General features: G+C 49.7%; 19 protein-coding genes. 3 read left to right on the top strand and 16 right to left on the bottom strand.

Annotated features, from left to right (window positions below):
• The first annotated feature begins 12 nt into the window (after positions 1-12).
• Positions 13-1089 (top strand): acyltransferase family protein, encoded by a 1077-nt coding sequence (locus BKD12_RS00295; protein WP_070087399.1) that lies wholly within the window; start codon positions 13-15, stop codon positions 1087-1089.
• An 8-nt stretch (positions 1090-1097) separates the two neighbouring features.
• Here the strand turns inward: BKD12_RS00295 and BKD12_RS00290 are convergent, their stop codons facing one another.
• From BKD12_RS00290 to BKD12_RS00235, 12 genes are all read right to left on the bottom strand, one after another.
• Complete coding sequence (locus BKD12_RS00290) at positions 1098-1688, bottom strand: DUF3841 domain-containing protein (protein WP_070087467.1); 591 nt, start codon at positions 1686-1688, stop codon at positions 1098-1100.
• A 32-nt stretch (positions 1689-1720) separates the two neighbouring features.
• Positions 1721-3040, bottom strand: coding sequence for a replication-associated recombination protein A (locus BKD12_RS00285; RefSeq protein WP_070087398.1), 1320 nt, complete (start codon positions 3038-3040; stop codon positions 1721-1723).
• A gap of 57 nt (positions 3041-3097) precedes the next feature.
• Positions 3098-3898: a bifunctional hydroxymethylpyrimidine kinase/phosphomethylpyrimidine kinase gene (thiD, locus tag BKD12_RS00280; protein WP_070087397.1), complete on the bottom strand. Its 801-nt coding sequence runs from the start codon at positions 3896-3898 to the stop codon at positions 3098-3100.
• 14 nt (positions 3899-3912) lie between these two features.
• On the bottom strand, positions 3913-4566 hold the full coding sequence (locus BKD12_RS00275; RefSeq protein WP_070087396.1) for an HAD family hydrolase: 654 nt from the start codon (positions 4564-4566) through the stop codon (positions 3913-3915).
• Positions 4557-5216, bottom strand: coding sequence for a thiamine phosphate synthase (thiE, locus tag BKD12_RS00270; RefSeq protein WP_070087395.1), 660 nt, complete (start codon positions 5214-5216; stop codon positions 4557-4559). The genes BKD12_RS00275 and thiE overlap by 10 nt, the downstream gene beginning before the upstream one ends.
• Complete coding sequence (thiM, locus tag BKD12_RS00265) at positions 5203-6027, bottom strand: hydroxyethylthiazole kinase (protein ID WP_070087394.1); 825 nt, start codon at positions 6025-6027, stop codon at positions 5203-5205. Before thiM ends, thiE begins: the two co-directional genes overlap by 14 nt.
• 138 nt (positions 6028-6165) lie before the next feature.
• On the bottom strand, positions 6166-6930 hold the full coding sequence (locus BKD12_RS00260; protein ID WP_070087393.1) for an acyl-CoA dehydratase activase: 765 nt from the start codon (positions 6928-6930) through the stop codon (positions 6166-6168).
• Between the two features lie 66 nt (positions 6931-6996).
• Positions 6997-8148, bottom strand: coding sequence for a double-cubane-cluster-containing anaerobic reductase (locus tag BKD12_RS00255; RefSeq protein ID WP_070087392.1), 1152 nt, complete (start codon positions 8146-8148; stop codon positions 6997-6999).
• A gap of 230 nt (positions 8149-8378) precedes the next feature.
• Positions 8379-8882, bottom strand: a complete 504-nt coding sequence (greA, locus tag BKD12_RS00250) for a transcription elongation factor GreA (RefSeq protein WP_070087391.1) — start codon at positions 8880-8882, stop codon at positions 8379-8381.
• A 15-nt stretch (positions 8883-8897) separates the two neighbouring features.
• Positions 8898-9140, bottom strand: a complete 243-nt coding sequence (locus BKD12_RS00245; protein WP_070087390.1) for a helix-turn-helix domain-containing protein — start codon at positions 9138-9140, stop codon at positions 8898-8900.
• A 12-nt stretch (positions 9141-9152) separates the two neighbouring features.
• Positions 9153-9656: a hypothetical protein gene (locus BKD12_RS00240; RefSeq protein ID WP_070087389.1), complete on the bottom strand. Its 504-nt coding sequence runs from the start codon at positions 9654-9656 to the stop codon at positions 9153-9155.
• A gap of 146 nt (positions 9657-9802) precedes the next feature.
• Positions 9803-10597: a Cof-type HAD-IIB family hydrolase gene (locus BKD12_RS00235; protein WP_070087388.1), complete on the bottom strand. Its 795-nt coding sequence runs from the start codon at positions 10595-10597 to the stop codon at positions 9803-9805.
• 171 nt (positions 10598-10768) lie between these two features.
• Here BKD12_RS00235 and BKD12_RS00230 point away from each other — a divergent pair, with 171 nt between their 5' ends.
• Both BKD12_RS00230 and BKD12_RS00225 read left to right on the top strand, forming a co-directional pair.
• Complete coding sequence (locus BKD12_RS00230) at positions 10769-12052, top strand: iron-containing alcohol dehydrogenase (protein WP_070087387.1); 1284 nt, start codon at positions 10769-10771, stop codon at positions 12050-12052.
• Entirely contained in the window at positions 12033-13412 is a 1380-nt protein-coding gene (locus BKD12_RS00225) for an aldehyde dehydrogenase (protein WP_070087466.1), read from the top strand. The genes BKD12_RS00230 and BKD12_RS00225 overlap by 20 nt, the downstream gene beginning before the upstream one ends.
• 96 nt (positions 13413-13508) lie before the next feature.
• Here the strand turns inward: BKD12_RS00225 and BKD12_RS00220 are convergent, their stop codons facing one another.
• The 4 genes from BKD12_RS00220 to BKD12_RS00205 all read right to left on the bottom strand — a co-directional run bounded on the left by BKD12_RS00220 (position 13509) and on the right by BKD12_RS00205 (position 16996).
• The gene (locus BKD12_RS00220; RefSeq protein WP_242872677.1) at positions 13509-13760 is read right to left on the bottom strand and encodes a putative Se/S carrier protein; all 252 of its coding nucleotides are present in this window, start codon (positions 13758-13760) and stop codon (positions 13509-13511) included.
• 43 nt (positions 13761-13803) lie between these two features.
• Complete coding sequence (locus BKD12_RS00215) at positions 13804-15078, bottom strand: double-cubane-cluster-containing anaerobic reductase (RefSeq protein WP_070087385.1); 1275 nt, start codon at positions 15076-15078, stop codon at positions 13804-13806.
• A gap of 131 nt (positions 15079-15209) precedes the next feature.
• The gene (locus BKD12_RS00210; RefSeq protein WP_070087384.1) at positions 15210-16367 is read right to left on the bottom strand and encodes an aminotransferase class V-fold PLP-dependent enzyme; all 1158 of its coding nucleotides are present in this window, start codon (positions 16365-16367) and stop codon (positions 15210-15212) included.
• Positions 16368-16381: 14 nt separating this feature from the next.
• Positions 16382-16996, bottom strand: a complete 615-nt coding sequence (locus tag BKD12_RS00205; RefSeq protein WP_070087465.1) for a cytidylate kinase-like family protein — start codon at positions 16994-16996, stop codon at positions 16382-16384.
• Between the last annotated feature and the right edge of the window lie 81 nt (positions 16997-17077).

The raw sequence follows: 17077 nt of genomic DNA, 5'->3' as shown, positions 1-17077 counted from the left end.
GGAGGAGTGATTATGTCGTCATCGACAACAAAACCGAGAGATTATCTTTTTGATAACTGCAAGGCCTTTTTGATCCTGATGGTAGTGCTGGGCCATTTTACGGAAGGCAGCTACCAGCACACTGACTTTTTATATACACTGAAATGGCTGATCGTGTCATTTCATATGCCGGCGTTTATCTTCATTTCCGGCTATTTTTCCAAACGGGAACTGTCCCTGTCCGCACTGATCTGGAAGCTTGGCGTTCCCTACCTGGTCTATGAGGTGGTGTACTATCTTTTGTATACCCTGGTGCTCCACCGGCCCACCAGCCTGGCGCTGATGTTCCCGAAGTTTTCGCTCTGGTACATCCTGGCCCTGTTTGTCTGGAGACTTGTGACTCCATATGTAAAAAAAATCCCGCACCACTTTTTGTTATCTATCGCGGCGGGGCTTTTGATCGGGTGTGTAGACGGCATGCCCAGCAATTTCCTAAGCATCCCCAGGATCCTGGTATTCTATCCATTTTTCCTGGCAGGTATGTACTGTGACCGTTCCTGGATCACGAGACTTCGTACGAGAGTATCCCGCCTGGTAAGCCTTGCGGGTATCGCGGCCTTTATCATCTTTCTGGTTCTGGAGCCCCGGCATAAAGAACTGTCTGTAAAAATCTTCTACGGACGCTACAGCTATGAATTTCTGGGGCAGGATCCGATAGCCGGCATCCTCTGCCGGATCATCTGCTATGCCGTCGGCGCATTTATGACCTTTGCAATACTGATGCTGATGACCGAAAGGCAGACTGCATTTTCCTATATCGGCACCCGGACCATGGCGATCTATATATTCCACGGGCTTACCTACTCTTGTTTAAGAAGAGGCACCCCGCTTCTGGATCACATCGACACTCTGGCCGGCTCTTTTATACTGATCGCATTTTGTATTCTGCTGACAGGAGTCTTTTCGCTTCCGCAGTTTACATCCATAACAAACAGGATTGCTTCCTTGCGTCTGCCACAGCATCCGCTGCCTCACAGGCCAGTTTTCCTGCCCTTCCACAGGCCGGAAAACCGGGTGTTTATCTGGAAATCCACCTATTACCCGAGATAACGGCGGCACTATTCCACCGTTTCTCCGGGATGCACGATTTTTTTCACCCATTCTTTGCGGATCTCCCAGAGATTTCCGCAGACATTGAATATCGTCCAGTTATCAATCTCAAAGGCCCGTTTCCAGCTTTCCCGGATGCGGGCCTCTTCTTCTGGAAACATTCCTTTATATTTTCCTGACAAAAATTCAAAACTGTTTTCCACACCGATTTCTTTTAAATGCTGACGGTATGCTTTCTTATCCTCTTCATCCTTGGGGAGATAGATCCGGTTCAGCACATAATCCCATTTCACGTCGTCAAAATAAATAACATGGTCTTCCGGCACTTCCAGCACATAGACCACCGTACCCGGGATCGGCTTTAAACAATTCTCTGCACTGATGGAGCACCAGATGGGCGCCTGGACATCATCCGGCTTTGGCAGACGTTTGGCCGCTTCCTTTGTAAACCAGTCGTAGCTTTCCATGAAAAGCGGCGCAATATCTCCAAAATGCAGTTCCACATAAACTCTTTGATTGATGATCCTTCCGTCTCTTTCAAGCTGGTACAGTGTCTTATCATTTTGCCTGGTATAAAGCTTTACTATCTTTTCTCCCATCCTCTTCCCTCCATTATAATTTCTTACTTCTTTTACGTTTCCCGCCTTTTCCACTCCTTGATTTCTTGCAGGCGATCTTTTACTTTTGCCTCGTCTCCCTGATCCGTCGGATGATAATAAACAGTGCCTGCGAGGCTTTCCGGAAGACATTCCATCCGCGTCAGTTTTTCCTCTGTATCATGGGCATACTCATAGTCTTTTCCGTATTCCAGATCCTTCATCAGCCGGGTGGGCGCATTGCGAAGCTGCAAAGGCACCGGCTCCGCCTGGCCGTTTTTCACATCTCTTTTACAGTTCTCCACTGCCGTATAAAGAGCATTGGATTTGGGCGCCATAGAAAGATAGACCACTGCATGGCTCAGATGGACGTCGCACTCCGGCATCCCCAGAAAATGGCAGGCCTGATAGGCTGCCACCGCCACGCTTAGAGCCTGGCTGTCCGCCATCCCCACGTCCTCGCTGGCAAAACGGATCAACCTCCTTGCAATGTACAGCGGATCTTCTCCGCCCTCCAGCATCCGGCACATCCAGTAAAGCGCCGCGTCCGGATCACTGTTTCGCATAGATTTATGGAGCGCAGAGATCAGATTATAATGCTCTTCTCCATTTTTATCGTAGAGCAAAGATTTCCGGCTGATACACTGGGACAGGACCTCATCTGTGACCAGCATCCCTTCCGCACTGATCTTTGCATTTGTCACTACCATCTCCAGGGTATTCAGGGCAGTCCTTGCGTCCCCGTTTGCAAATGCGGCAATCTGCTGGATCTGCCCGTCTGTGATCTGCACGTTCTGTCCGGCAAACCCGGCAGGATGCGTAAGCGCCTGGCGGATCAGTTTTGCCAGATCGTCCACTTCCAGGGCTTTCAGAACAAACACCCGGCACCTGGACAGAAGCGCTGCGTTGACCTCAAAGGACGGATTCTCTGTGGTTGCCCCGATGAGGATGATGCTGCCCTTCTCCACAAATGGCAGAAAGGCATCCTGCTGAGCCTTGTTGAACCTGTGGATCTCGTCCACAAAAAGAAGCGTCCTCTCCCCCATCCGGCGGCTCTCCTCAGCCCGGCTCATCACTTCTTTGATCTCCCGGATCCCGCTGGTCACAGCGCTGAAATTAATGAAGTTTGCTTTTGTCCTTCCGGCAATGATGCTGGCCAGAGTGGTCTTTCCCACACCAGGCGGCCCCCAGAAGATCATCGAGGAAATCTGATCCTTCTCGATCAGCTGCCGCAGCATTTTCCCTGGTCCCAGCAAATGCTGCTGACCTACAAACTCTTCCAGCGAAACAGGCCTGATCCGGCTGGCCAGAGGCACCGTGTGCTTGCGGTCATCAAATAAGGTAAGCTGCTCCATCCTTTCGTCTCCTCTCCGTGCGCTCTATTTTTGTTCTTTGCTTCGTCCTTTGGCCGCTTATCTGGAAAAACGACTCTGGATGTCAAATCCATGATCCATAGGTCCGCTTCCCTTTCCCAGATCCAGCATAGCGCCTAAAGCTCCGGAAATATATTCTTTTGCTCTCTCCACCGCCAGATCCAGCTCATACCCTTTGGCCAGATTAGAAGCGATGGCGCTGGAAAGCGTACACCCGGTCCCGTGGGTGTTTGGATTATCGATCCGTTTTCCGTAAAACCATTTCTTCGCTCCCTCCCGGTACAGAAGGTCGTTAGCGTCATTCAGCTGGTGCCCCCCCTTGCAGAGAACAGCGCAGTGATAGGTCTCACTGATCACCTTTGCCGCTTCCTCCATGCCTTCTTCCGAGGTAATCTTTCTGCCGGACAACACTTCTGCCTCCGGAATATTGGGAGTCAGAACCGTCGCCAATGGAAGCAGGCATTCTTTTAACGTATCAATGGCCTGGTCATCGATCAGCTTTGCGCCGCTGGTAGCCACCATGACCGGATCTACCACGATGTTTTTAGCTCCGTACTCTCTCAGCTTATCCGCGATCTTGCGGATCAGCGCTTCCGAGGAAACCATGCCGATCTTGACCGCATCCGGATAAATATCTGTAAAAATGTTGTCCAGCTGCTCGCCTAAAAATTCCGGCGTAGATTCCAGGATTCCCGTCACTCCTCTGGTATTCTGCGCGGTCAGCGCCGTAACCGCGCTCATGGCATAAACGCCGTTTGCCAGCATGGTTTTGATGTCCGCCTGGATCCCCGCGCCGCCGCTGGAATCACTTCCTGCTATAGTCAATGCTGTTTTTCTCATAGATTTCTCCCTTCTTACCATTCCCAAAACTTTGGAAACTCTGCTAATTCTTCTATATAATAATCTGCTGTTTCCCGGATCGCTTCTTTGTCGGGCGCATTATAGGGGTCTTCCACGCCAACCGTCACAAATCCGGCCTTCGCCGCTGTTCTGATTGCATACAGTGCATCCTCAAATACCAGAATCTCCTCCGGCCAGGCCTGAAGCGCTTCCGCTGCCAGCTGATAAATCTTCGGCCGGTCTTTTCCTGCCCCTGTTTCTGTACAGGTGTAGATATCCTGGAAAAATTCACGGATTCCCAGCCGTTCAAAAGCCGCCTCCACAAGCATACGCTCCCCGGTGGTAGCCACCGCCATGGAGATGCCCTGTGCCTTCAGCTTTCGCAGGAGTTCTTCTGCCCCCGGCTTCAGCGGCGCTTTTTGCTCATAAAATTCCCGCACGATCTCCAGCACGCCTTTCCCAATCTCTTCTATTGTCTGCTCCACGGGATAATGCTCCCGGATATAGGCAGATGCCTCTTCCACGGTCATGGGATAGAGGATCCTTCCAAGCCCTTCTTCCGGCGTTATGCCCCGGCGGCTCAGATACTCCTCATCGGCTTCCTCCCAGATCCCCAGAGAGTCAAGGAGTGTGCCGTCCACATCGAAAATAGCCGCTTTTATCTGCATGCTTCTTCCCCTTCTGCCACCATTTCCTCTACAGCTTTCTTAAGCTCCCGGGCGGCCTTTTTCACATCCGGCTTTGCGAAGATGGCACTGATGACGGCTACGCCGCAGATACCGCTGCCGGCAAGCTGCCCCATATTTTCTTCGCTGATCCCGCCGATAGCAATCACAGGGATATCCACTGCCTTACAGATCTCTTTTAAGGTTTCAAAATCCACCTCTGCCGCATCTGCCTTGGAACTCGTATGGAATACAGCGCCTACGCCCAGATAATCTGCTCCGTGCTGCTGGGCCAGAAGAGCCTGTGAGACTGTCCTGGCAGACACGCCGATGATCTTATCCGGTCCCAGTTTCTTCCGCACATCCCCGGCCTCCATGTCACTCTGTCCTACATGTACGCCGTCTGCATCCACCTCCAGAGCCAGATCTACGTCGTCGTTGATCACGAACGGCACCTGGTATCTGGCACAAAGCGCTTTCAGTTCCTCTGCTTCCTCCCGGAAATGTTCCCGGTCCAGTTCCTTTTCCCGGATCTGGACAAATGTAACGCCGCCCTTTAACGCTTCCTCCGTCTGCTCTGCCAGGGTCTTGTCCCCCAGCCAGGAACGATCCGTCACCGCATATAATAATAGATTCTTCTTATCGCACTTCATACTTTACTCCTTGCTCCAGTGTTTCTGCATCCATATTGTAAACCGCATCGATGATCCGGTTCCGGTACGTCGCATTTCCATCGCCTTCCTGCATCCGGCCCCAGCCGATCTCTCCGGCAAGTCCCATCATGGCAACCGCTGCTGCCGCCGCGCCTAATTTCTCCTGCGGATTTGCGGCCAGAAATGCACAGACCAGGCCGGACAACTGACAGCCGGTTCCCGTGATCCTTCCCATCTCCGGCCGGCCATTCCGGATCACATAACAGCTTTTCCCGTCGCTTACCAGGTCGATAGCCCCGGTTATCGCAGCAATACTGCCCGATTCCCTCGCAAATGCTTTTGCAAAAGAAATGCCTTCTTCCAGATTCTCCTCCGTCACCGCATCAGCCATGTCTGCGTCCACCCCCCGGGTAGTCCCGCTGCCAATAGCTAACGTCTTGATCTCCGAGATATTCCCCCGGATCACATCAAACCCGATCTCCTCCATCAGCCCTACTGCTGTCCGGGTACGAAGGCCGCTGGCCCCGGCGCCCACCGGATCCAGCACCGTAGCGTGTCCCAGCTCCTTCGCCTTTCTCCCCGCGGCAAACATGCCGTCTATGGTCCGTTTATTCAACGTCCCGATGTTGATATTCAAACCCTGGCACAAAGCCGTGATCTCCTCCACATCCGCAGGCTCATCCGACATGATCGGACTGGCGCCGCAGGCCAGGATCATATTCGCCACATCATTCACCGTGACATAATTCGTAATATTGTGTACCAGCGGCACATGCTCCCGCACCCTGGTCAAAAAGTCGCCAAACACCATATCATATACCTCCGGGAATATTATAACAGGGGACGTACACTTTTGCAAAAGGGGACAGGGGGAAATACAATTGGGGACACCGACAAACGCGATTGGGGACGTACACTTTTTGCAAAAGTGTACGTCCCCAATCGTTCGCTATCTGCGGCTTTTTTCTTCCGCCAGCTTCGCAGCCCCGATAGCTCCGGCATATCTGCCAAACTCTGTGGGCTCCACGGTTTTCCCAAGCTTTGCGGAAAGCTGAGTCGTAAAGTAACGGCTTTTACTTAAGCCGCCGGTTAATATGATTTTTTCCGGAAGATCCTTCCGCTGCGCCAGCTGTGCAACTTTCGCCGCCACAGAATCTACTACGCCGGCCGCAATATCCTCCCTGTTCTTTCCTTCGCCGATATAGTTAATGACCTCCGATTCTGCAAATACTGTACACAGTGAACTAATCGGAAGGATAGTTCCCTGATCGGCCATTTCAAATAGTTCCTGTAGTGTAACTCCCAGCCGGTTTGCCATGATTTCCAGAAATTTACCGGTTCCTGCAGAGCATTTATCATTCATCAGGAAATCCTTTACCATTCCGTCCTCCAGGATAATGACCTTGGTATCCTGTCCGCCCACATCGATCACGGCGCAGTCATTTCCCGCAAACTCCCGTCCTCCTCTGGCATGACAGGTAATCTCCGTGATTACATAGTCCGCATAGTCCACGGCAATCCTCCCATAGCCGGTAGCCACAACCTTGGTGTCCTGCGACTCCACGTCTATGCCCTCTTCCAGAAGCTTCCCCTTGATCGTATTAGCGGTCTCCTTGCTGCTCCACCCAGTGGGAAGCACATAATTTATCTCCTTGTCACCCCGCACGGAAACCTTGGATGCGGTGGAGCCAATGTCTATCCCGACAAAATTCATTTCTTTGTCCTATCCTTTCTGCACAGGCAGTCAATCAACTTTATACCTGGAATTTTTACCATAACTTTATAACATCTCTATAAACGCTGCGATTCTGGTATTCAGCTGTCCGATGTCTGCCTGTGAATAATCTGTTTCCACACCAATATATGGAATATTTTTCTTCTCATTTACAAATCTGCGAATACCTGTACTCTCTACATTGTATGTGTGACAGGCCTGCAGGATCATTTCTACAACTCCGTCTACCCGATATTCATCGATCAACCTTCCCAAAAGCTCCAGCCGGTTCGGATTCGGCGTCATGACAGAGCAACCGATATTCAGGTATCTTCTGGCAAGGGCGCAATATACATCCGGATTTTCCTCATCTACCAGCTTGTCAATGGATTTTGCTCCGGTACAGTTCTCGTATGTAACCACGATGCCGCCGTTATTCTCAATGGCCTGGATCACTTTCTCCGTCGCCCCGCCGATCGGACATCCTGTCACCAGGATACGCGGCTTCTTCTCTTGCATTTTACCTTCTGCATATTCCTTTTCAATCTTCTCAACCAGCGCATCCACTTCCTCCGGAATCTGAGACCGGTCAAATTTAAAGGTGCTTCCATATAATACCTTAAACAAATCATGGCCTGTAATCGGCGCCGGATCGTGTTTCATCACCTCGTAAAGGCGTCGCAGAGATCTGCGGCCCTGATTGTTGATCTTGATCGCATTGCGGATCTGCTCCTCCGTGATCTCCACATCAAATTTCTTTTCCAGATATTCTTTGAAACGGATCATCTCACTTTTCCAGAGCTTAAATGCCTGCTCTCCCTGGGTATTAGGCAGCTCCATCAAAAATACATCCTTAAATTCCGACATATACTCATACATTTTCTTCTTTCCGTCACAGGTTGTTTCTCCTACAACCACGTCTGAGAAATAGAAATATGGACATTTTTCTGTAATTGCAAAGCCGTAGCTTGATTTAATCAACGGACATAAGTTCTTCGGTAGGTCTTTCTCTGCCACTGCGATTGTCTCGTCTGAAGTAGAACATAAGCCCACTGTAGCCGCTCCTATCGCCATTGCAATCTCCTGCGGGAAATAAGTACAGTACGCCCCTACCACAGGCACCCCTTTATCCTTCAGCTCCTTAACAGCCAGGAACGAATTTTTACGCTGCTCGGCAAATTCTTCAAAAACCTCCGGTAAATCTTTAATAATCTCCATGAAAAATCTCCTCTCTGATCCAAATTTGATGTTTTTTGTCTAACTTTTATTGTATCAGCGTGGAAACATTCTCACCAATCAAAAAAAATGATAAAAGAAAAGATTTATTGATAAAAGTAATAAGTAGGGGGACGTACACTTTTGCAAAAAGGGACAGGGGGAAATACAATTAGGGACACCCACAAATGCGTTTGGGGACGTAGACCAACGCAAAAAGTGTACGTCCCCCATCAGTACTTCCGCAGGTGGTCGTTTGAATCGTCCGTGGTCTTGTCAATCTTCCGGATTTCTACGTAATACCCTGCATTTTCGCTGGTTTTTACGAAAATGCGGTCGCCTGTTTTTCTGCCTTTGATGGCCTTGCCCAGCGGGGATTCGATGCTGATCTTTCCTTCCATGGAGTTTGCCCGGACGCTGGTGACCAGGCGGTAAGTTTCCACCTCGTCATCATCCTCAAAATAGAGGTCTACCGTATTGTTGATCCCCACCTCGTCCTCTGCGGACTGATCGGATACGATCTTTGCATGCTTTAGCATCCGCTCCAGATACCGGATCCGGCTTTCGTTGCGGTTTTTGTCCTGCTTGGCCGCCTTATATTCAAAATTTTCGCTTAAGTCTCCCTGAGCCCTGGCTTCCTTGACTGCCTCCAGCTCTTTTTTCCGCACCACTACTTTCCGGTATTCAATCTCTTCTTTTATTTTTTTCACGTCATTTGGCGTTAACTGCTCGCCCATCATGTACCTCCTTCTTTATGATTCTTTTATATCTAAATCTGCTTCCTTCTCCTCTTCCCGCCGGTACTCCAGAATGTCTCCCGGCTGGCAGTCCAGCACATCGCAGATGGCCTCCAGCGTCGAAAAGCGGACTGCTTTCACCTTGCCTGTCTTTAAATTTGAAAGATTAACATTGGAAATTCCCACTCTCGCCGACAGTTCATTCAATGACATTTTCCGATCCGCCATCACCCGGTCCAGTCTCAATATAATTGCCATCTCGGAGCCTCCTTACAAAATTTCTTCCTCATCCTTCTGCAGCTTAAATCCTTCCTGGATCAGACTTCCCAGGATGACAAGAAGGATGCCCGGAACCAGGATTGTTCCGTCGATCAGCACAAAATTTCCATGACTTAAAATCTCAAAACCCGAAGACTGATAATCAGGGAGCCTTGGAATCCCCACCGAAGCCGCTGTTATTACCGCCCCGATCAGCCATACACAGACGGTCAGCGTCCTGGAAAACACCTTTCCTTCTCCCAGCCCTGACGCAATCCGGATCAGCCCCACCAGACTGATGATGAGAATGAGTGCAAAAAGTACATTCCAGCAAAAGGCTACCGCTCCCATCTCTTCCCATGCTTCTTCCCGGATCCGGGACACAATGCTCATCGTTCCTCCCAAAGCGCCAAATCCCGTCAAAAACAGGGAAATCCCCAGAAGCACCTTGACTCTCCTGGAAACATTATGTCTGTCCACTCCTCGTGTGTCCATTCGAAACTCATGCCTTTCCATACCTACACCCCTCCCTTGAATTTAAACATATTACATTAATTTTTTAATGTTTTTCATTAAATTCAAGATAGCATAGATATCCATTGATGTCAAGTTTCCTCCTTGTCTGCCTACACCTCCTGGTCTGCCGCTTGACCATCCACACATCAGATCAGCCTGTAATATTCCATCGCCTTTTCGATCCCGTCCTGCTCCACCGCATCGGTAATATACTCGGTATATGGTTCCAGTACCGGGTCGTGCTCGCCCATCGCCACCGTGTGCTTTGCATATTCGAACATGGAAAGGTCATTGCTGCTGTCGCCGAACACATAGATCTGATCCATGGAAAGCTCCAGATGCCTCCGCATCACTTCAATCGCCGTGGCCTTTGAATATCCCTTCTGGATACATTCGTACACGCCTTTCTGGCGGTCCAGAGGTATAAGGTCTTTGTCGATCGCCTGGAAAAATTCTTCCTTGTGGCTCTTCTCATCCGTGCAGATCAAAATCTTATCATACCGAAATCCTTTTTTCTCATATGCCACTTCCACGCCAAGCCCCATGGACGCCATATACCGTCTTGTGCTTTCTACATTTTCAAACCGGCTGATCCGTTCCGAAAAATAGACATCTTCCGTCCCTTCCAGAAAACCGTCAATCTGAAGCTCTCTCATACGGTCGATATATTCATAGCCGTGGTCTTCTGGAAGCGGATGTTCGAAAAGGATCTCATTTTGGTAAACGATATAAGTCCCGCAGCCGCATAAAAGCCCGTCGAAAGCCAGGCGCTTTATTTTCACCGGCACACTGCAGAGCGTCCGCCCGGTGTTGATAAATACCGCATGTCCTTCCTGTTTTGTCTTCTGCAGTGCCCGCACCGTACTCGCCGGGATTTCTTTTGTTTTCTCACTGAGCAGGGTTCCGTCAATATCGAAAAATAATGCTGATCTTTTCTTCATGCTCTGACTCCTTTTCTCTTCTCCTGTCACTTTCCCTATTATAGCTAATTTTTCTTGGCTCTTGCAACCCCGGTTTTATTGACAAACCCGGGCGTAACTGCTAATATTTTTCTGGTGAAAATATATAAATAGGAAGCGCTATTTCATTGCGCACAGAAAGGATCTGTCATTATGAACTACTTGAAAAAAATATATTGCAGGACCTTTCAGACAGGACTGAAAATCGCCCTGCCGTTCCTGCCTTATCGAAAACCCAAGATTGTCGGCAGTGTAAAAGCCCTGCCGGATATTATCCAGAAGAAAAAATGCAGCAAAGTCCTGATCATCACCGACGCAGGCATCCGTAAGCTGGGTCTGACCAGGCGCTTGGAAACAGCACTTACAAACGCCGGAATTCCCTTTTGCATTTACGATAAAACCGTGGCAAACCCTACCACAGACAATGTATCCGAGGCCATGAACCTGTATCTGGACAGCGGCTGCGACTGTATCATCGGTTTTGGCGGAGGCTCCAGCATGGACTGTGCCAAAGCCGTAGGCGCACGTATTGCCAAGCCGAAACAGTCCCTGGCTAAAATGAAGGGTATTTTAAAAGTACATAAAAAGCTGCCGCTTCTGATGGCCGTTCCCACCACCGCGGGAACCGGAAGCGAAACTACGCTGGCCGCCGTCATTACCGATGCCCAGACCCGCTACAAATATGCAATTAACGACTTTCCTTTGATTCCCAGGTATGCAGTCCTGGATCCCAAGGTAACACTAAGTCTGCCTCCTTTTATCACCGCCACTACCGGAATGGACGCACTGACACATGCCGTGGAGGCTTATATCGGAAACTCCACCACTTATGGGACCCGCAAGGACGCACTCCTGGCTGTCAAACTGATTTTTGAAAATATTGATACCGTATACACGGACGGCAGCAACGTAGACGCACGCCGCAATATGCTGCATGCTTCCTTCTACGCCGGATGCGCTTTTACCAAATCTTATGTGGGATATGTACATGCCATCGCCCACTCCCTGGGCGGGGAATATAATGTTCCCCACGGTCTGGCCAATGCTGTGATCCTTCCTATGGTCCTGGAGACCTATGGTGAAAAGATCCACAAGAAGCTGGCCCGCCTTGCAGTCGCTGCAGGACTGGCCGAGAAAGATACTCCCTGCGATGAAGCTGCTGGCCGGTTCATCCAGGCTATCAAGGATATGAAGGTGCGTTTTGGCATCGGCGACCGGATTCCCGAGATCCGGGAAGAGGACATTCCCAAGCTTTCCCATTATGCCGACAAAGAGGCCAATCCTCTCTACCCCGTTCCCGTGCTGATGAACGCGGCAGAACTGGAACCTTTCTATTATATGCTGATGGAAGAGCCCGGAGAATCCTCCGGGAATGAAGGATCTGAGGAAACAGAGAGCAGGAAAGGAGAAGATGAAGATGACAGAACAGGAAATTAAAGACCTCGTCACCAGACAGAGAAAATATTTTCAAACCGGAGCTACCCTGCCCGTCAGTGTACGGGTCGACGCTCTGAAACGGCTTTATGGTGTTATTTCCGGATGCGAGAAGGAAATCCACACCGCTCTGAAAAGAGATCTGGGAAAGAGCGGTTTTGAAAGCTATATGTGTGAAACCGGACTGGTTCTGGAGGAAATCAGCTATATGCTGAAGCATATCCACCGGTTTTCCCGCGAAAAAAACGTGCGGACTCCGCTGGCTCAGTTTCATTCCCGCAGCTTTAAAAAGCCATCCCCGTATGGCGTGACACTGATCATGAGCCCCTGGAACTACCCGTTCATGCTGACTCTTTCTCCGCTGGTAGACGCTTTGGCCGCAGGCAATACTGCCGTAGTAAAGCCCAGCGCCTATTCCCCCCATACCAGCGATGTGATCCTGCAGATCCTGTCCCAGTGCTTCGATCCTGAGTACGTAGCCGTGGTGACTGGCGGTCGCGCTGAAAACACCTGCCTCCTGCGGGAACATTTTGATTATATCTTCTTCACCGGCAGTCAGTCCGTCGGAAAAGAAGTGATGCGAAACGCTGCAGAGCATCTGACACCGGTTACTCTGGAGCTTGGGGGGAAAAGCCCCTGCATTGTGGACAAGAGCGCTGACATCAAGCTTGCCGCAAGGCGGATCGTCTTTGGAAAATACTTAAACTGCGGACAGACCTGCGTTGCGCCGGACTATATTTACTGCCATCGCTCTGTCAAGGACAAGCTGATAAAAGAAGTGCAAAAGCAGATCCAGAAGCAGTATGGCAAGCAGCCCCTGCGCAACCCTAATTACGGGAAAATCATTAACGAAAAGCATTTTGATCGTCTCTTAGGACTTATTGATAAAAACAAGACCGTACATGGCGGAGGTTCTGACCGGCATGCGCTCCGTATCGAGCCAACTGTTCTTGACAATGTAACCTTTGCCGATGCCGTGATGCAGGAAGAGATTTTCGGCCCCATCATGCCGATCCTGATCTTTGACAATCTGGATGAAGCAATCCGTAACATCAACGCCATGCCCCACCCGCTGGCGCTCTATCTCTTCACTTCAGATAAAGCGGCGGCAAAAAAAGTTACCTCACGCTGCGGCTTTGGCGGAGGATGTATCAACGATACCATTATCCACCTGGCCACAACTGAAATGGGCTTCGGCGGCTTCGGCGAAAGCGGAATGGGTTCCTACCACGGGAAAGTCGGTTTCGACACCTTCTCCCACTACAAAAGCATTGTGGACAAGAAGACATGGATCGATCTTCCGATGCGCTATCAGCCCTACCGGAAACTGCACGAAAAAATGATACGCTTCTTCCTCAAATAGCCTCCTTTGTCAAAAGGGGACAGGGGAAAATGCAAATAGGGACACCCGCAAATGCGATTGGGGACGTACACCTTTGCAAAAGGTGTACGTCCCCAATTAACAATATCGGTCTCTCCTTGGATTGAGATCTTTCTCAACTGCTGCGATCTGCAGTATCTCGATGCCGTGGTCACTGGCACATTTTTCCACGGCTTCCACATCTTTTTCTTCAATCATCAGGGAAATTCCGCAGCATTTGCTCACCGTTCTCGGGGTCGGTGAGATGACAGCCGAGGTCCCCTGCTTTTTCAGTTCCTGATAGAGTCTCATCCCGTTGTCATGATTGGGAAAAATCACATAATGCTGCATCTGCCGCATGTGTCATCATCCTTTTTCTTATTGATCTGGTCTCCTATTTATTCAGCATTTCTACAAATGCGCTGACTCTCGTGCGAAGCTGCTGTGCATCGCTGTCAGTATAATCGGTCTCAATGCCCAGAACCGGAATTCCTGCTTCCTTCATTGCACGCTCTACGAAGTATCCCTCGGTATCGTAAAGGTTACAGAACTTAAGATTTACGTCGATAATTCCATCTACCTTGTACTCTTTTGCCAAACGCAGGATATCATCAATACGTCCGCGATTCGGAGTAAAGCACGCACAGTTGATCTTCATGTAACGCTCTGCAATAGCCTGGATCTGATCTTCCACCGTTTCCTTCGTCTCATCCACAAGATTCTCGAAATACCGGGTTCCCGTACACATTTCTTCACAGACAACTACGGCTCCGCTGGTCTCCACAATGTTATGCAGCTTCCAGTTCGGAATTGCAAGCGGTGTTCCTGTCAGCATGATCCTCTTGGTTCCCGCCGGCACTACGCTGACGCCATCCTGAATCCTCTGTTCCAGCTCGTCACACAGCTTATTGGTCATCTGAGTAAATCTGGCCGGATCATCATAAAATGCGATCTGTGAAATTACCAAGGCATCTGTACCGCTGATTGGAAGTATCTCACTCTTCCTGCAGTTATACAGCCTTTCCAGCGCCCTTCTTTTATCATTGATCAGCCGGATGCTCTCGCCAAGCTTCTCCGCTGTCACTTTGTTTCCGGTAAACTCTTCTACCTTATCCTTCAGCGCAGTAATCTCCTCCGCCCATGCCTGCACGTCTTTGGCGCGTTTCATCTGTGGAAGATCCATCACATATACCGGCACATCCTCGCTCAGAATTTCCCATGCTTTTTTCTTTCCATCACAGGTTGTCTCACCAATATACATATCCGCAATACGGAAAAACGGACAGGTACGGTCCAGTCTTGCTCCCACAGAAGCCTTGATCAGAGGACAGGTATTGGTAGGAAGTACTTTCTCTCCCCCAGGTACCCAGAACTGAGATCCTCCGCAAAGCCCTGTCGCAATAGCATCCGCTGCAAAAATCACTTCATCCGGCACATAGACGCAGAAAGTGCCGAATACCTTTCCGCCTTTTTTCTGATGCTCGATCAGCTCTGCCGGACGAATGCCGTGAATATCTGCCACTACCATATTGTAGTAATCCATGCTCTCCGGCCGGTTCTCCTGAGACAGAAACACATCTCCAAAGGCCTGCGGAAGAACCTCGCACAGCTGGTCATGCAGCTCCAGGTTCATTCCAAGATCACTCCACATTTTCCGATTGTCTGCCATTTTATTTTCCTCCTTTGTCTTACGTTGTGATAAATTAACCGTAACACGTTTTCAGAGCAACAACAACCGAACTGCTTCAGATCCGCTATTGATTTTTTATCTCATTTTCACTCTTTTATAGATAAATCCTATCAACTATTTGCCAGAAGTTCTTTCATAACTTCTATACAGATATCTATCTCCTTTCTGGTATTGCAGGCGCTGAATGCAAACCGCACCGTCCCTTTTGGAAATGTACCAAAAGACTGATGAGCCAGCGGTGCACAGTGGAGTCCCACCCGCGTCATGATCCCGGCCCTTCTTTCCAATTCGAACGCTGTTACTGCATTATCCATTTTCAGAAAATCCAGTGACACTACCGCAACCCTGCTCTTTAAGTCCGGCCGTCCTACGATTCTGACTCCATCCAGCTCTTTGACACGCTCCAGAAAATATCCTGTTAATTCCATCTTCTTTTCTCTTAACAGATCGATACCTGTCTTTGTCAGGTAAGAAAGCGCCGCATGTAATCCTACGATTCCCGGCAGGTTCATGGTTCCGCTCTCATATTTATCCGGAAGGCATGTTGGCATCTTGAGAAGGTCCGACTGGCTTCCGGTCCCCCCGGCTATAAATGGCTCCATTTTCTGACCCAACGCATCTGAGATCACAAAGCCTCCGATTCCCTGGGGCCCCAAAAGCCCCTTATGCCCTGCAAACGCCAGCATATCAATCTTCATTCTCTGCATATCGACAGGAAGTGTTCCTGCCGTCTGCGCTGTATCCACCACAAAAAACAGCTGGCGCCGCTCACATATTTCACCCAGATCTTCGATAGGCACCACCGTACCGCACACATTGGATGCATGGGAAACAATCATTGCCTTTGTCTCCGGCCGGATCAGACTTTCCGCATGCGCTGGATCCAGATTTCCCTGTTCATCTACTGGGATCACGTCATAGGTCACCCCTTTTCGGGTCATCTGATATAAAGGGCGCATCACGGCATTGTGCTCCAATCCCGTCACCAGCACGTGATCGCCCTCCTTTAAAAAGCCTTTGATAAAATAGTTCAAAGAACAGGTCACTCCAGGCGTAAAGATCACACGCCTGGAGTCCTGTACCTGAAACATTTCCGCCAGCTTATCTCTGGTATCCAGTACCACGCCGGCCACTTCATAGGCTCCTGTATAATTTCCCCGGTTAATATTAAACGCACCGTTTGTCAGAAGCTCTGATACAGCCTCCGCCACTCCCGGCGCCTTTGGCCAGGAAGTACTGCCATTATCAAAATAGATCCTGTCCTCCATATTTTTCTGTACTCCTACCGATAGATTTTTTCCAGAATGTCTACCGCACGCTCCATACCAAGACGGCTTACATTCAGCAGCATATGATGGGAATCAATGCTCCCCCACTCCAGACCGGTGTGCGATTCATAATAGTGCTGACGCTCCCTGTCCATTTTTTTGATTTTATCTGCCGCTTTCCGCTCAGAAATATCATATTTCTCCGCAATCCTCTTAACTCTGTCCTCCCAGTCTGCACAGATAAATACGTTTACACAGTTCCCGTGATCCCGCAGAACATAATCCGCACATCTCCCCACGATGATACAGGAACTTCTGTCTGCCAGCTTTCGGATAATATCACACTGGAGCTCATACACCTGTTCGTTGAGCGGAGGTACATACTCCGTTCCATTTCGAAGGCTGGACTGTTCAATAGGCTCCAACACAAATCCGGTCAGGAAACTGTTCAGTGTGGTTTCATCCACAGCTCTTGCTGTTTCTTCCCGGATATCCAGTTTTTCTGCCACCATCCTAATCAGATTATTATCATAGAGCGGGATATTAAGCCTGGTAGCCAGCCGGTTTCCGATCTCGTGGCCACCGCTCCCAAATTCACGGCCAATGGTGATGATTCTGTTTTCTGCCATAGTAAGTCCCCCTTCCTTCTGGGCTGCAAAATGAAACGTATGTTTCTGCGCTATTTTGCAGATCATAAATCCGTTTGTTTT

Source organism: Merdimonas faecis (assembly GCF_001754075.1).
Lineage (GTDB): Bacteria > Bacillota > Clostridia > Lachnospirales > Lachnospiraceae > Merdimonas > Merdimonas faecis.
The sequence above is the reverse complement of the archived record's forward strand: the minus strand, read 5'-3'. Positions and strand labels throughout refer to the sequence as shown.

Bases quoted from the DNA above. Each gene is read 5' to 3' on its own strand.
- BKD12_RS00295 (WP_070087399.1), top strand. From the start codon at position 13: ATGTCGTCATCGACAACAAAACCGAGAGATTATCTTTTTGATAACTGC.
- BKD12_RS00290 (WP_070087467.1), bottom strand. From the start codon at position 1,688: ATGGGAGAAAAGATAGTAAAGCTTTATACCAGGCAAAATGATAAGACA.
- BKD12_RS00285 (WP_070087398.1), bottom strand. From the start codon at position 3,040: ATGGAGCAGCTTACCTTATTTGATGACCGCAAGCACACGGTGCCTCTG.
- thiD (WP_070087397.1), bottom strand. From the start codon at position 3,898: ATGAGAAAAACAGCATTGACTATAGCAGGAAGTGATTCCAGCGGCGGC.
- BKD12_RS00275 (WP_070087396.1), bottom strand. From the start codon at position 4,566: ATGCAGATAAAAGCGGCTATTTTCGATGTGGACGGCACACTCCTTGAC.
- thiE (WP_070087395.1), bottom strand. From the start codon at position 5,216: ATGAAGTGCGATAAGAAGAATCTATTATTATATGCGGTGACGGATCGT.
- thiM (WP_070087394.1), bottom strand. From the start codon at position 6,027: ATGGTGTTTGGCGACTTTTTGACCAGGGTGCGGGAGCATGTGCCGCTG.
- BKD12_RS00260 (WP_070087393.1), bottom strand. From the start codon at position 6,930: ATGAATTTTGTCGGGATAGACATTGGCTCCACCGCATCCAAGGTTTCC.
- BKD12_RS00255 (WP_070087392.1), bottom strand. From the start codon at position 8,148: ATGGAGATTATTAAAGATTTACCGGAGGTTTTTGAAGAATTTGCCGAG.
- greA (WP_070087391.1), bottom strand. From the start codon at position 8,882: ATGGGCGAGCAGTTAACGCCAAATGACGTGAAAAAAATAAAAGAAGAG.
- BKD12_RS00245 (WP_070087390.1), bottom strand. From the start codon at position 9,140: ATGGCAATTATATTGAGACTGGACCGGGTGATGGCGGATCGGAAAATG.
- BKD12_RS00240 (WP_070087389.1), bottom strand. From the start codon at position 9,656: ATGGAAAGGCATGAGTTTCGAATGGACACACGAGGAGTGGACAGACAT.
- BKD12_RS00235 (WP_070087388.1), bottom strand. From the start codon at position 10,597: ATGAAGAAAAGATCAGCATTATTTTTCGATATTGACGGAACCCTGCTC.
- BKD12_RS00230 (WP_070087387.1), top strand. From the start codon at position 10,769: ATGAACTACTTGAAAAAAATATATTGCAGGACCTTTCAGACAGGACTG.
- BKD12_RS00225 (WP_070087466.1), top strand. From the start codon at position 12,033: ATGACAGAACAGGAAATTAAAGACCTCGTCACCAGACAGAGAAAATAT.
- BKD12_RS00220 (WP_242872677.1), bottom strand. From the start codon at position 13,760: ATGCAGCATTATGTGATTTTTCCCAATCATGACAACGGGATGAGACTC.
- BKD12_RS00215 (WP_070087385.1), bottom strand. From the start codon at position 15,078: ATGGCAGACAATCGGAAAATGTGGAGTGATCTTGGAATGAACCTGGAG.
- BKD12_RS00210 (WP_070087384.1), bottom strand. From the start codon at position 16,367: ATGGAGGACAGGATCTATTTTGATAATGGCAGTACTTCCTGGCCAAAG.
- BKD12_RS00205 (WP_070087465.1), bottom strand. From the start codon at position 16,996: ATGGCAGAAAACAGAATCATCACCATTGGCCGTGAATTTGGGAGCGGT.